This window comes from Pseudonocardia autotrophica, assembly GCF_003945385.1.
Lineage (GTDB): Bacteria > Actinomycetota > Actinomycetes > Mycobacteriales > Pseudonocardiaceae > Pseudonocardia > Pseudonocardia autotrophica.
Window position 1 is genome coordinate 5,573,253 of sequence record NZ_AP018920.1, and the last position, 13,676, is coordinate 5,586,928.

Annotated in this window: 14 protein-coding genes; 5 read left to right on the forward strand and 9 right to left on the reverse strand. The window is 72.7% G+C overall.

From position 1 onward, the window contains the following. Nucleotides 1-53 precede the first annotated feature (53 nt). The 6 genes from Pdca_RS26060 to Pdca_RS26080 all read right to left on the reverse strand — a co-directional run bounded on the left by Pdca_RS26060 (nt 54) and on the right by Pdca_RS26080 (nt 5,015). Nucleotides 54-719 (reverse strand): response regulator transcription factor, encoded by a 666-nt coding sequence (locus Pdca_RS26060; RefSeq protein ID WP_085910937.1) that lies wholly within the window; start codon nt 717-719, stop codon nt 54-56. Between the two features lie 143 nt (nt 720-862). Next, nucleotides 863-1,345, reverse strand: a complete 483-nt coding sequence (locus Pdca_RS26065; RefSeq protein ID WP_232021205.1) for a DUF5130 family protein — start codon at nt 1,343-1,345, stop codon at nt 863-865. After that, on the reverse strand, nt 1,332-1,568 hold the full coding sequence (gene ctaJ, locus Pdca_RS37155) for an aa3-type cytochrome oxidase subunit CtaJ (protein WP_232021206.1): 237 nt from the start codon (nt 1,566-1,568) through the stop codon (nt 1,332-1,334). The genes Pdca_RS26065 and ctaJ overlap by 14 nt, the downstream gene beginning before the upstream one ends. 11 nt (nt 1,569-1,579) lie before the next feature. Further along, entirely contained in the window at nt 1,580-3,025 is a 1,446-nt protein-coding gene (locus Pdca_RS26070; RefSeq protein ID WP_085910935.1) for a DUF2252 domain-containing protein, read from the reverse strand. Between the two features lie 9 nt (nt 3,026-3,034). Beyond that, complete coding sequence (locus Pdca_RS26075; RefSeq protein WP_085910934.1) at nt 3,035-4,360, reverse strand: MFS transporter; 1,326 nt, start codon at nt 4,358-4,360, stop codon at nt 3,035-3,037. A gap of 85 nt (nt 4,361-4,445) precedes the next feature. Further along, nucleotides 4,446-5,015: a TetR/AcrR family transcriptional regulator gene (locus Pdca_RS26080; RefSeq protein WP_085910933.1), complete on the reverse strand. Its 570-nt coding sequence runs from the start codon at nt 5,013-5,015 to the stop codon at nt 4,446-4,448. Nucleotides 5,016-5,126: 111 nt separating this feature from the next. Between Pdca_RS26080 and Pdca_RS26085 the strand changes: the two genes are divergently transcribed. Next, nucleotides 5,127-6,050, forward strand: a complete 924-nt coding sequence (locus tag Pdca_RS26085) for an NmrA family NAD(P)-binding protein (protein ID WP_232021207.1) — start codon at nt 5,127-5,129, stop codon at nt 6,048-6,050. Here the strand turns inward: Pdca_RS26085 and Pdca_RS26090 are convergent. Genes Pdca_RS26090 through rfbB form a run of 3 tightly spaced genes read right to left on the reverse strand, consistent with a single transcriptional unit; the run spans nt 6,020 to nt 8,988 of the window. Beyond that, on the reverse strand, nt 6,020-7,405 hold the full coding sequence (locus Pdca_RS26090; RefSeq protein ID WP_197719827.1) for a UDP-glucose dehydrogenase family protein: 1,386 nt from the start codon (nt 7,403-7,405) through the stop codon (nt 6,020-6,022). The genes Pdca_RS26085 and Pdca_RS26090 overlap by 31 nt on opposite strands. A gap of 9 nt (nt 7,406-7,414) precedes the next feature. Next, entirely contained in the window at nt 7,415-8,020 is a 606-nt protein-coding gene (locus Pdca_RS26095) for a dTDP-4-dehydrorhamnose 3,5-epimerase family protein (protein WP_085911002.1), read from the reverse strand. Further along, complete coding sequence (rfbB, locus tag Pdca_RS26100; RefSeq protein WP_085910932.1) at nt 8,017-8,988, reverse strand: dTDP-glucose 4,6-dehydratase; 972 nt, start codon at nt 8,986-8,988, stop codon at nt 8,017-8,019. Before rfbB ends, Pdca_RS26095 begins: the two co-directional genes overlap by 4 nt. Nucleotides 8,989-9,088: 100 nt before the next feature. Here rfbB and rfbD point away from each other — a divergent pair, with 100 nt between their 5' ends. From rfbD to Pdca_RS26120, 4 genes are read left to right on the forward strand one after another with little or no spacing between them, the layout of a single operon-like run. Further along, nucleotides 9,089-9,922 carry a dTDP-4-dehydrorhamnose reductase gene (gene rfbD, locus Pdca_RS26105; protein ID WP_158092046.1) on the forward strand — a complete coding sequence of 278 codons (834 nt, stop codon included), beginning with the start codon at nt 9,089-9,091 and terminating at the stop codon, nt 9,920-9,922. Beyond that, nucleotides 9,919-10,806 (forward strand): glucose-1-phosphate thymidylyltransferase RfbA, encoded by an 888-nt coding sequence (gene rfbA, locus Pdca_RS26110; RefSeq protein ID WP_085910931.1) that lies wholly within the window; start codon nt 9,919-9,921, stop codon nt 10,804-10,806. The genes rfbD and rfbA overlap by 4 nt, the downstream gene beginning before the upstream one ends. A 12-nt stretch (nt 10,807-10,818) precedes the next feature. Beyond that, entirely contained in the window at nt 10,819-12,783 is a 1,965-nt protein-coding gene (locus Pdca_RS26115) for an alkaline phosphatase D family protein (RefSeq protein ID WP_085910930.1), read from the forward strand. 55 nt (nt 12,784-12,838) lie between these two features. Then, nucleotides 12,839-13,519, forward strand: a complete 681-nt coding sequence (locus Pdca_RS26120; RefSeq protein ID WP_085910929.1) for a GOLPH3/VPS74 family protein — start codon at nt 12,839-12,841, stop codon at nt 13,517-13,519. Nucleotides 13,520-13,676: the final 157 nt, after the last annotated feature.

Here is a 13,676-nt window from a genome sequence, read left to right on the forward strand (position 1 = left end):
CGCCATAGGTGCTTACGCCCTAACGGCGTAGGACCATTCGGCTCAATTGCAGGTCAGAAGCCTGCGGCCTTCCGATACAGCGCGACGGCCTCCAGCTGGGAACCGACCTCGAGTTTCGTGAGGACCGCGCGGATCTGGGTCCGGACGGTGGCGAGCGAGACCACGAAGTGATCGGCGACCGCCTGCGCCCGCTTCCCGCCGGCCAGCAGAGCCAGCACCTCGCGCTCGCGCTGCGTGAGCTTGTCCAGCTTTCCGTGCAGCTCGCGACGCTCGGTCTCCCGGTCCCGGTGCAGCTTGATGAACTGCTCACGACGCCCCGGCGGCATCACCGAGCGTCCCACCCGGGCCTCGCGGATCGCGTTGAGCAGCGCCGGGAAGGGCGCGTTCTTCGGGACGAACACGAAACCGCCCGCGTCCAGCGCGGCTCCGACCCGGCCGGCGTCGGAACTGCCGGACAGCACGACCACCCGCCAGCCCGCCTCGACGAGCGGGGCCACCAGCTGCACGCCGTCGATCCGGTTGCCATCGGCGTCCCGGCCGAGATCGAGATCGAGCACGATCAGGCCGGGTGCACCGGCGCGGGCCCGCTCCAGCACCGCAGCCGCCGAGCGCACGGGATGGAACGCGGCGTCCTCACCCTCGGCGCGCAGGTTCAGCGCGAGCGCCGAACCGACCAGCTCGTGGTCGTCGACGATCAGGATCGGGCTCCCGGCGGTCATCCCGTGACCGCCTCCTCAGGGCGCGGCATAAAGACACCTTAGAACCGTTCGGCCCTTCGTGGTGTCGTCCACGTACCGGACACGCGGCTGGTGCCTACGCCGTTCGGGCGGCCGCGTGCCCGGTCGGGGGAGAAACCCCCCGGTCAGTGCCGGGTACCGGCCTGGTCCGCCAGCATCCGCAGACCGGACAGAAGCCCGTTGAACAGGTCGCCCTCCTTGAAGGAGGCCACCATGCTCATCAGCGCGAGCTTGGCGCCGCGGTCCGGCAGCCGCACCTTGGCCTCGGCCCCGGTGACGATCTCCAGCAACCGCTGCTTCGGGCTGACCGCGACCAGGACCGCATCGTCGTAACCGTCGATGCGACCGTGCAGGTCGACCGCGGTGCGGCGCGCGTCGTCGCCGAGATCGCCCAGGTAGAGCGCGAACCGCAGGCCGGTCTCCCGGCTGGTCAGGGTCAGCGCGTCGTCCAGGCGGGAGAGCTGGACCGGGGTGAACGGCTGCTCGGACGGGTCCGGCTCGTGGAACGCACGAGCCACCGACAGGCGGCCGGAGTTCGTGACGACCGAGCCCTCGGGCAGCTCGTCCTCATTGCCCTGGAAGACGGCGACGCCGCTACCACTTCCCACCGGTACCTCCTCGCGCGTCGCTGCCGTCCGCCGGTGCGTGCGCAGCGTCGTGCGCGGCACCGGCCGGGTTGGCGATCCAGAACAGGGGCTCGTAGGGCCACGCATCCCCCGACGTGTTGCGGGAGCGGCCGCTCCGGCTGCGTACTGCGATCCATCCCCAGACCGCGAAGTACAGAACCACCGGCACGACCACGTAGACCAGGAGTGTCTCGACGACGGTCACGGGGCCAGAACCTAGCCGATCGCGCCGCCCGGCACCTGCCCAGGTGTCCGATCCGACAGCCGACCGGAGCGGATTGCGCGCAGCAAGGACTCGTGATCGGCTTCGGTCTGGTCGGCATAGGATCGGGCGAAGGCGCACAACGCGTCGGCGACCCGCCCGCCGCCGCCGAGGTAGCCGGCGATCATGGACGCGCCGGAGGTGCGGGCGTGTCCCTTCGCCAGCAGCTGACCGCAGACGGCCGCATAGTCGGCGAGTGCCGGCCCGTCCAGCCGGTCCGGGACGATGGCTCCCTTCATGTCCCGGAACTGGCGGACGTAGAACTGCCGGACGCCGTGCCGCCGGCTGCTGATGCTCGTCCAGCCGAGCAGCGGATCGGACACCGTCTGCAGCGCCTGCTGGTACTCCACGACCCGCTGCCCCTGGTGGTCGTGCCACGCCTCGGTGCCGTGCACGTACGGCGCGACCACCGACCGCCGGGCCTGCTTGAGCTGCAGGAACAGCACGTCGTCCGGGCTGGATCCCTCGCACAGCACCAGATAGGCGCGCAGGCCGACCGAGCCGACGCCCACGACCTTGTGGGCCACGTCGACGGCGTGATATCCGCCCAGGATCCGGGCCCAGTGCGGGGGCAGGGTCGCCAGGTAGTCGTCGAGCGCGGCCAGGATCAGCTCGGTGTGCTCCTCGTCGGGATGGGCGATCAGCGGCGGCTCGGTGACGATCCGCCGCTCGCCGCCCTCGTCGGTGACGAAGCGGGGCAGCGCCCGGTCGCTGGTCCGGGTGCGGGCGCGTTCGGCGGCCTTGTCGATGGCGCGCCGGGCCTTCGCGTTCCCGGTGTCGGAGCGCAACGTGTCGACGTCCATGATGTCGAACGAGCGCTTCAGCAACGGCTGTTCCGCCAGCAGCCGCAGGTGCTCGGCGTAGCCGCGCACGCAGCGCTGGACGGCCTCCTCGCACTGCTTCTCGGACGCCCCGGAGTCGCGGCCCGCTGTCCAGGTGGAGGCGACCAGCCGGCGCAGGTCCCACTCCCAGGCCCCGGGATGGGCCTCGTCGAAGTCGTTGAGGTCGAAGACCAGCTCACGCTCCGGGGAGGCGTAGAAGCCGAAGTTGCCCAGGTGCGCGTCACCGCAGATGACCGGGTGGATCCCGGTGGCGGGCAGCACCGCGAAGTCGGCGGCGTGCAGCGCGGCGGATCCCCGCAGGAAGGCGTGCGGGGAGGCGCTCATCCGCTGGATCCGCAGCGGGACGAGCTCGGGCACCCGGCCGGTGTTCGTCGCCTCCACCAGGTCGACCGGATCGACCCGGCGCAGCGCGGACGCCCAGGACGCCAGCGTGGAGCGCGGCGCGGTCTTCCGCAGGCTCCGGCCGAGCCGGTAGCGCTCCGCGCGCGGCGTGGACCGTCGGTGCAGGGAGCCGTAGGACTCCCGGTCGGAGCCGGCCAGCACGGGATGTGAGGTCACCCTGCGTTCCTACTGCACACCGGCCGTCGGCGCAGTGGCCACCGCCGGCCGGAAGCTGAGCAGCACCGCGGCGCCGAGTACGAACAGGACCGCGCAGGCGAGGTAGAGCGCGTTCGGGGTCCATCCGGCGTCGAGCAGCGCACCGGCCGCGGTCGGCGCCACGACCGCCCCGATCCGGCCGATCCCGATCGCCGCACCGACCCCGGTCGCCCGGATGCCGTCGTCATAGCCGGTCGCGGTCAGCGCGTACATGCCGCCGACACAGCCGTTCACCACGACCCCGATCACGATCCCGATCGAGAACGCCACCGCCAGCCAGCCCAGGGCCGGCAGGAACACCGCGAGCAGCACACCGGTCGCCAGCATGTAGCCGATGAGGACGCTGCGCAGCGTCCAGCGGGCGGCCAGCAGGCCCAGCAGCAGGGTGCCGAAGATCCCGCCGAGGTTGAGCAGGGTGCCGCCGGTGAGCCCCTGCGACTCGGAGAGCCCGGCCTCGACCAGCAGCGTCGGAGTCCAGCTGGTGACGACGTAGAAGCCGGCCATGACCAGGAAGAACAGCGCCCACAGGCGCAGCGTGGTGGGTCGCACGCCGGGCGCCAGCAGTGCGCGGAAGCCGCGGGCGGCGGCCGCACCGGCGACCGGCGGGGGCAGCTCGGACAGCGCGGGCACTCGCAGCCTGCCCAGCAGCCCGTTGACCCGCTCCAGGGCCCCGGCCGGGCGGCGGGTGAGCAGGAACTGCAGCGACTCGGGCAACGCGAACAGCACGATCGGTATCGCGACCAGGGTGGCGGTACCGCCGGTGAGGAAGACCGCGCGCCAGCCGAGCGTGTCGATCATGGACACGGCGAGCAGCCCCCCGAGTGTCGCCCCGCCCGCGTACCCGATCCCGACCAGGCCCACCGCGAGCGGACGCCAGCGGCGCGCGGCGTACTCGGTGGCGATCGTGGTGCTGCAGGCCAGCACCCCGCCGACGCCGAACCCGGTGAGCACTCGCAGCCCACCCAGCACGACCGCCGACGGGGCGAGCGAGGAGAGCAGCATCCCGCTGCCGGCGACCAGCAGCCCGATCAGGATCACCGGACGGCGGCCGATCCGGTCGGCGACCGGGGCGAGCGCGAGCGAGCCGGCCGCCATCCCGACCAGACCGGCGGAGAGCAGCAGTCCCAGCTCGGCACCACCGAGACCCCACTCCTGGGCCACCGTCCGGCCGGTGAACGCCATGACCAGCACGTCGAAGCCGTCCAGCACGTTCAGGAGTACGCAGATCGCGATCGCCCGCCACTGGAACGGGCGCATCGGGGCATCGTCGATCACGGCACGGAGTTCGGTGCTCACGCGTCGGCCTCTCGTTCGGGTGCGGCCGTCGATCCCACTCCTCGTGCCGCTGCGCGATCAGTCGATCACGCTCCGCCCATGCGCGTCACCCTTTCGTGGCCGTTTCGACCGAATGTGATCCGACACCGGCCCGGACGAGCTCCAGCAGCCGGCTCGCGGCTTCCGGGTCGTCGTCGGTGACCCGGGAGATCCCGGTGACGAGCGCGAGCAGGTCGTCCACGCCGGCCTCGGGGTGCACAGCCGCCGCCCCGATCGCCCCGGCCCGCAGCGGTTCGAGCGCGTCGCGCAGCCGGTTGCTGTGGCAGGCCGGTACCTCGGGCTCGGTGAGCAGCACGCCGACCACACCGCGGGTCGCCGCGGCGTAGCGGACGAGCTCGTCGAGCCAGACCCACAGGGCGGCTCCCGGGTCGCCCTCCCCCGCGACCAGCTCGTCCGCGCGCAGGCAAAGCTGCTCCACCCCGTCGGTGCACACCGCTTCGAGCAGCTCCCGGCGGGAGCCGAAGTGCCGGTGCAGGGTCGCCGAGCCGACGCCGGCGGACCGGGCGATCTCCTCCAGCGGCGCCGCCGCCCCGTCCCGTGCGAACACCTCGATCGCAGCCGTGACCAGCCGCTCCCGGTTCCGCCTGCGGTCGGCACGACCAGTGTCCGGTGACATCGGATGCTCCTGCTGCTCGACAAACGGTGGGGTTCTCCATATCGTAGCGTCTGCAAACCGGAGAAGCTCTCCGTTTCAGTGACCGAGGAGATAGTGATCAAGGAGATGACGATGGATCAGGCAGTACTCGTGACGGGCGCGACCGGCAAGCAGGGCGGAGCGGTGGCCCGGGCCGCGCAGGCGGCCGGGCTCCCGGTGCGCGCTCTGGTCCGCGATCCCGGCACGGAGCAGGCCCGGGCGCTCGCCGACGCCGGGATCGACCTGGTGACCGGCGACCTCGACGACCCGTCGTCGGTGGCCGCAGCGGCCCGCGGGGTGCGGGCGGTGTTCTCGGTGCAGATGCCGGATCTGACGGATCCGCTCGGCGACCGCGAGCTGCGGCACGCCCGCACGATCGCCGACGCGGTGCGTGCGGCCGGGGTCGAGCAGGTCGTGCACACCTCGGTGAGCGGTGCCGGCGTGCACGGGCTCGCCGGCGCGGTCGATCCGCGGACCTGGGGCGAGCAGATGGCGCACTACTGGTCGACCAAGCTCGCCGCCGAGCGGCTCCTCACCGGCAGCGGCGCGAGCCGGGTCACCGTGCTGCGCCCCTCGGGGTTCATGGAGAACTTCCTGCAGCCCTCGATGTACAACGCCGGGGGTGATCCGGAGCGGATGGTGCTGGCCGCCGACGCCGACGCCGAGCAGGCGTGGATCGCGCTGGCCGACATCGGCGCCGCGGGGGCCGCGGCGCTCGCCGACCCGGACCGGTTCGACGGCGTCGTGCTGGAGCTGGCCGGGGACCTGCTGAGCTTCCGGGCCGCCGCGGCCGCGCTGTCCGAGGCGTGGGACCTCGCGATCACGGTCACCGACGATCCGGAGATCGCACGCACCGCGGGACTGCCCGAGATGTTCGTGCTGGCGCAGCAGTTCACGGTCCGCCACCCGGCACCGGCCGTGCCGCGCACGGCTCGGGACCTGGGCCTGCCCACCACCCGGTTCGCCGACTGGGCGGCGGCACAGCGTCAGACGTTGCGCCTGCCCAGCGCGCGGTAGGTCCAGCCGGCGGCCTCCCACGCCTCCCGGTCGAGCGCGTTGCGGCCGTCGAGCACCCGCCGGGTCTTCACCACCGAGCCGAAGGCGGCCGGGTCCAGCTCCTTGTACTGCCGCCACTCGGTCAGCAGCAGCACCGCGTCGGCACCCTCGGCGGCCTCCTCCGGGGTGTCGACGCAGTCGAGCTGCGCCCACTGCCTGCGCACGTTCGGCAGCGCCTGCGGATCGGTGACCCGCACGTTCGCCCCCTGCAGCTGGAGCTGGGCGGCGACGTTGAGTGCCGGGGAGTCCCGGATGTCGTCGGAGTCCGGCTTGAACGCCGCCCCCAGTACGGCGATCCGCTTGCCGAGCAGCGAGTCGTCGCACACCTGGCGGGCCAGCTCCACCATCCGGATCCGGCGCCGCATGTTGATGTTGTCGACCTCGCGCAGGAAGGTGAGGGCCTGGTCGGCGCCCAGCTCACCGGCCCGGGCCATGAAGGCGCGGATGTCCTTGGGCAGGCAGCCGCCGCCGAACCCGAGCCCGGCGTTGAGGAACTTGCGGCCGATCCGGTCGTCGTGCCCGATCGCGTCGGCGAGCTGCTTGACGTCGGCGCCGGTGGCCTCGCACAGCTCGGCCATCGCGTTGATGAACGAGATCTTGGTCGCCAGGAAGGAGTTGGCGGCGGTCTTCACCATCTCGGCGGTCGCGTAGTCGGTGACGACCTTCGGGGTCCGGTCGGCGACGATCGGCGCGTACACCCGGTCCAGCAGGGCCTCCGCGTCGACCGGCGGAGCACCGGCTCCGGCAGCTCCTCCTGCGGCACTGTCGGCGACGCCGTAGACCAGCCGGTCCGGGTGCAGTGTGTCCTGCACCGCGAAGCCCTCGCGCAGGAACTCCGGGTTCCAGGCCAGCGCCGCCTCCGGCACCCGCTCGGCGACCAGCTCGGCCAGCCTGGCCGCCGTCCCGACCGGGACGGTGGACTTGCCGACCACCAGCTCACCGGGACCGAGCACGTCGAGCAGCGACGCCGTCGCCGCCTCCACGTAGGTCAGGTCTGCCGCGTACTCGCCGCGCCGCTGCGGGGTGCCGACACACAGGAAGTGCACCGCCGCCCCGGCCGCCGCCTTCATGTGCGGGGAGAAGCTCAGCCGGCCCGACGCCAGCGAACGCTGCAGCAGCTCCTCGAAACCGGGCTCGAAGAACGGCACCCGGCCCGCGGCCAGTGCCTCGGCCTTCTCGACGTCGACCTCGACACCGACGACCTCGTGTCCCAGCTCGGCCATCGACGCGGCGTGCACCGCGCCCAGATAGCCGCAGCCGATGACCGAGATCTTCAACGCCCCGGGTGGGTCGGCACGCTCGTTGCTCTGCGCCATGGCCGGAGACTAACCATCCATCCGCAGCTGCTCGTACCGGACGTCGCAGAGTTCGCGAGAGGGCAACATCCCGGTGTCCAACGCGTGCCGCAGGGTGGGGGCGTCCCGGTCCTTCGCCGACAGCACCGGCGGCACCCCGTCCGCCCAGGGCAGACCCAGTTCGGGATCCAGCGGGTCGATCCCGTGCTCGGCCGCCGGGGCGTACGGGGTGGAGCACAGATAGCCGACTGTCGCGCGGTCGGTCAGCGCCTGGAACCCGTGCCCCAGTCCTTCGGCCAGGTACAGCGCCCGCGGTGTCCGTGCGTCGAGCTCGACGACCTCGAACCGGCCGAACGTCGGCGACCCCACCCGCAGGTCGACGACGATGTCGCGCACGGCGCCGCCGGCGACGTAGATGTACTTCGCCTGCCCCGGCGGGACGTCGGCGAAGTGCACGCCGCGGATCACCCCGCGCCGGCTCACCGACTGGTTCGCCTGGGCCACGGTGAGATCGAACCCGAGCGCCTCGCGGAACGCCGAGCCCTGGAAGGGCGCGGTGAACGAGCCGCGATCGTCCGGGAACGTGGTCGGCTCGAACAGCCACACCCCGTCGACCGAGAGTTCGGTGGCCTTCACCTGCGCACCGCCTCCCACCAGTCGCGGTTGTCCCGGTACCAGGCCACGGTCGCGGCCAGCCCCTCGTCGAACGGCACCTGCGGCGTGTAGCCGAGCTCGTCGCGGATCTTCGACCAGTCCACCGAGTACCGGCGGTCGTGTCCCTTACGGTCCGCGACGCGCTCGATCATGTCCTCGCCCGCGCCGACCTCGGCGAGCAGCCGGAACGTGAGGTCGATGTTGCTCAGCTCGGTACCGCCACCGATGTTGTAGATCTCACCGGCCCGGCCCTTCGCCGCGGCCAGCACGATGCCGCGGCAGTGGTCGTCGACGTGCAGCCAGTCCCGCACGTTGGCGCCGTCGCCGTAGAGCGGGACCGGCCGACCGTCGAGCAGGTTGCTGACGAAACGCGGGATCACCTTCTCCGGGAACTGGTACGGGCCGTAGTTGTTCGAGCAGCGGGTCAGCACGACGTCCAGGCCGTGCGTGCGGTGGTAGGAGCGGGCCAGCAGATCGCTGCCCGCCTTCGCCGCCGCGTACGGCGAGTTCGGCAGCAGCGGATCGGTCTCCGGCCACGAGCCGTCGTCGATGGAGCCGTACACCTCGTCGGTGGAGACGTGCACGAACCGGCCGACGCCGAGATCGAGCGCCGCCTGCAGCAGCACCTGGGTGCCGACGACGTTGGTGGTCACGAAGTCCGCCGCGCCGGCGATCGAGCGGTCCACGTGGGTCTCGGCGGCCAGGTGCAGCACCAGGTCGGCGCCGGTGAGCACCTCGCGGACCCGGGCGGGGTCGCGGATGTCGGCGTGCTCGATCCGCAGCCGCGGGGAGTCGCGCACCGGGGCGAGGTTCTCGATCCGGCCGGCGTAGGTGAACGCGTCGAGCACGACGACCTCGGCGCCGGCCAGCGACGGGTGCCGGTCGGCGAGCACCGTACGGACGAGGTGCGAGCCGATGAACCCGGCTCCCCCGGTGACCACGACCTGCATTCGCCCTCCCCGTCGCCGGTGTCCGCAGGCCAGCGTGTCAGAGTCGCCCCGAACGAAGGCACACAGGGCGAAGGCACACAGGGCGAGGGAGGTGGCCGGCGTGCGCACATGCGTGCTGGGTGCGGACGGGCAGCTCGGACGGGCACTGACCGCGGCGCTGCCGGAGGCGGTCGCCCTCGGTCGCGATGCCCTCGACATCGGTGATCCGGGCGCCGTGGCCGGCCACGACTTCACCGGCGTCGGCGTGCTGTTCAACGCGGCCGCCTACACCGCCGTCGACCGGGCCGAGACCGAGCCCGCGGCGGCGTGGCGGGCCAACGCGCTCGGTCCGGCGCACCTGGCCGCGGCCGCCGCCCGGCACGGGTTCGCGCTCGTGCACGTCTCCACCGAGTACGTGTTCGACGGCACCGCTCCCGGCCCGATCCCCGAGGACACGCCGCTGTCCCCGCTCGGTGTCTACGGGGCGTCCAAGGCCGCCGGCGAGCTCGCGGTGCGGGCCGGGGCGCCCGAGCACCTGATCGTCCGCACCAGCTGGGTGGTGGGCGAGGGAGCGAACTTCGTGGCGACGATGGCCCGCCTCGCCCGGGAGGGTGCCTGCCCCTCCGTGGTCGACGACCAGATCGGCCGCCCGACCTTCGCCCGTGACCTGGCCGCGGCGCTGGTGGCACTCGCCGGGCGGGAACGCGGGACCGTGCACGTCACCAACGACGGCGAGCCGGTCAGCTGGCACGGCCTGGCCACCGAGGTGTTCGCCCGGCACGGCCGCGACCCGGCCGATGTCCGCCCGGTGTCCACCGCCGAGTACGCGGCAGGACGCCCGCAGGCCCGCCGCCCGGCGAACTCGGTGCTCGACCTGAGCCTGCTCACCCGCGCCGGCGTCACGATGCCGGCGTGGCGCGACGCCCTCGACGACCATCCGGGAGCCCGGCCGTGAAGGGGATCATCCTGGCCGGGGGCACCGGCAGCCGGCTGTTCCCGCTCACCCGGGCGGTGTCGAAGCAGCTGCTGCCGGTCTACGACAAGCCGATGATCTACCACCCGTTGACCACGCTGATGCTGGCCGGGATCCGGGAGATCCTGCTCATCTCCACCCCGCACGACCTGCCCGGCTTCCAGCGGCTGCTCGGCGACGGCGCCGAGCTCGGCCTGGAGATCGGCTACGCCGAGCAGCCCAGCCCGAACGGGCTCGCCGAGGCGTTCGTGATCGGGGCCGAGCACGTCCGCGGCGGGCCGTCGGCGCTGGTGCTGGGCGACAACATCTTCCACGGCGCGTCGTTCGGCAGCCTGCTCCGACGCCGGGCCGCCGACGTGGTGAGCGGCCGGACCGGCTGCGTGCTGTTCGGCTACCCGGTGCGGGATCCGGAGCGTTACGGCGTCGGGGAGGCCGACGCCGACGGCCGGCTCGTCTCCATCGAGGAGAAGCCGCAGCGGCCCCGCTCCGATCGCGCGATCACCGGCCTCTACCTCTACGACGACCAGGTCGTCGACATCGCCGCCTCGATCACCCCGTCCGCGCGTGGCGAGCTGGAGATCACCGACGTCAACCGGGCCTATCTGGAACAGGGCCGGGCCGAGCTGCAGGACCTCGGCCGTGGCTTCGCCTGGCTGGACACCGGCACCCACGAGTCGCTGACCGACGCCGGCCAGTACGTCCGGGTGCTGGAGAACCGGCAGGGGGTGCGGATCGCGTGTGTCGAGGAGGTCGCCCTGCGGATGGGTTTCATCGACGCCGACGCCTGCCACGCGCTCGGCGCCCGCCAGGCCGGTTCCGGCTACGGCGAGTACGTGATGCGCGTCGCCGAGCAGTTCCGGGGCTGACAGGCTGGTGACGTGACCGAGGTGACGGCGCCCGTGCGGCGCTTCCAGCGCGGCCTGTTCCGGCTGGGCCAGTGGCTGCTCGGGCACCGCGGCGGCCCGGAGGGCGACATCGAGCCGGGGCTGCTGGTCGTCGGGAAGGACGCCGGTACCCGCCAGGTCCGGCTGTGGATCGGCACCCTGGTGCACGGCTGCGCCGCCGAGACGCTGACCGCGAGGGTGCGGGTCGACGGCGCGGTCGGTGCGGCGGAGGCGGAGCTCACGCTGCTCCGGTTCGGCTTCGACGACGAGCGCCCGGTCACCGGATGGCGGGCGGGCACCCGGTTCTTCCACGGCCACGTCGTCGTCGACCGGTTGATGCCCGACGCCTGGGGCGAGGCGCACGTGGAGCTCGCGCCGGTGGCGGGCCTGCGCGAGGAGCACCGTCGCGCGTCCTGCCGGGTGCGCACGCTCCCGCACCGGATCGGGATCGGCGACACGCTGACCGCACTGGTCGGTTCCTGCTACGACGCCGACACCGACACCACCAACGCGCTCGACGCCGCGTTCCGCAGGCTGCGCGACGAGGTCGCTGCACCTGACCTGACGCTGCTGACGGGTGATCAGGTCTACGCCGACGCGCCGGCGAAGTTCTACGGGACGATGGCGCGCAGCACCCCGCGCACCTACGGGCTGCTGGAGTACTGGACGTCGTGGGGGATGCAGCGCTACGGCGAGCACCACCATCTCGGGATGCGCGAGCTGCTCACGCATGGTCCGCACTGGTTCCTGCCCGACGACCACGAGTTCTGGAACAACTGGCCGCAGTCCTCGGTGACCGCCCGGCACTCCTACGCCAACATCGTGCGGGCGGGGATCGGCACCGTGCGCCGGTACCTGGCGCTGGCCCGGCGGCGTCCCGGGGATCCGGTGCCGGTGCCGGCCGATCCCGGCACGGTGCCGGAGGACCCGCTGGTGCAGAACTACCACCCGCCGCATCCCGACGAGTGGGACGCCTGGGGCCGCGCCTCGTTCGACCTGTACGGCTCGTTCCAGACGCCCAGCGTGCGCGACCGCGACACCGGCCGGATCACCCGTGGCGAGCTCGACGACCGGGCGATCGGGGATCCGGCGACGGCCGATCCGCACCGCCCGCCCCGGCACGACCCGGCCGGGCAGGTGCACCGGCCGTTGAACCAGCTGGTGCAGCGGATCGACCTCGACGAGGTGCAGATCGTGCTGCTCGACACCCGCACCCGGCGCACCCGGCGCACCGACGACCCGGAGCTGTCGGCGTTCGTCGACGACGCGGCGGTGGAGCAGGTGCTCGCCATCGCCGCCGAGGCGCCGGTGCTGGTGCTCGTCACCCCGCAGCCGCTGCTCGTCCCGCCGTACCGGACGCGGCTGCGCGAGCGCCCGCTCGGCTCCCGGGTGGAACGGGCGATCGACCTGCAGATCGCCGACTACCCCGACCAGTACGCCCGGTTCTGGGACGGCCTGGTCACCGCGCGGGACGGCCGCCCCACGGTGACCGTCGGCGGCGACATCCACTCCAGCTACGTCGGGCACGCGCCGTCGCTGCCCCTGCTGGAGCTGGTGTCGTCACCCATGTCGCTGGTCGCCGGATCCACCCTGTTCGAGACGCTGTTCGCGGTCCCGGCGAAGCTGCTGCGGGCGCTGTCCGGTGGGTCGGCGGTCCGCGACCCCTACGCGCCAGGTGCGCCGCTGGCCCGGATCGGTGACCTGCGCAGCCGGGCCGTCACCGCACCCGATCCGGACGACGGCGACGTCGCGGTCTCGCTGACCGGGCTCGGCCGCGGCAACCCGGAGGGCCTCGGACTGCTGCGCATCGAACGCACCGCCGAGCACCTGTTCAGGGTGCGCGCCGCGCTGCACACCCGGTCGCCGCGCGGCGGCTCCCGCGAGGTCACCGTCGAGCTGCGGACCGACCGGCGCGGACCCGACGCCATGGGTCCTCCGGAGGTGACGGCGGCGCCGTAGAGCTCGTCCTCGCGCAGGAGGTGGCGGGAGCCCGGTGCGGCTACGGTCGTGCGGCATGGGGGATCTGTTGCTCAGCGAGGAACTGCTGCTCATCGGCCTGCACGACGAGACCGGGAAGGCCGACGGCTGGTTCGACCCGTCGTGCCTGCACGGCGCGCTGGTCTGCGACCTGATCGAGGGCGGCGCCGTGACCGTCGACGAGAAGAAGAAGCTGCACCCGGCAGGCCGCGCGCCCGAGCACCCGGCGCTGCGGAAGGTCTACGACGTCATCGCGGCCGACGGCAAGCCGCGCACCGTCTCGCACTGGGTGAGCACGCTGCCGTGGAAGCACACGAAGCCGGCCGAGCTGGTCGCCGAGCGACTGGTCGACAACGGTGTGCTCAGCCGCGAGGAGGGCAAGGTCCTCGGGCTGTTCCGGACCACCCGGCTGCCCGCACTCGATCCGGCCCCGGAGCGCGCGTTGCGGGAGCGGCTGCGCGGGATCCTGGTCACCGGGATCGAGCCGGGGGCGCACGACGCACTGCTGATCACGCTGCTGCACTCGACGTCGCAGGTGAAGGCGGCGCTCGCCGGGGTGGACCCGGCGCAGCGGAAGATCGGGACGAAGCGGGCGGCGACGATCGCGAAGGGACTGAAGGACAACCCCGTGGTGAAGGCGCAGTACGACGCGGCGATGGTGGCGTTGGTGACGACGGTGGCGACCACGGCGGTGGTCACGTCGTCGGGGTCGGGCTGAAAGGCGGCAGCCCGACCTCCGGACGAGCGTCCACAGATGCAACGGACGGCAATCCCCCGCTGGCCTGTGCGGTGCAGGCGCAGACTTCCACCACTACCCCGAAAAGAGTAACCGGAAAGAAATCCAGTTGATCGCCGTAACGCCCCCGTAGTGATTC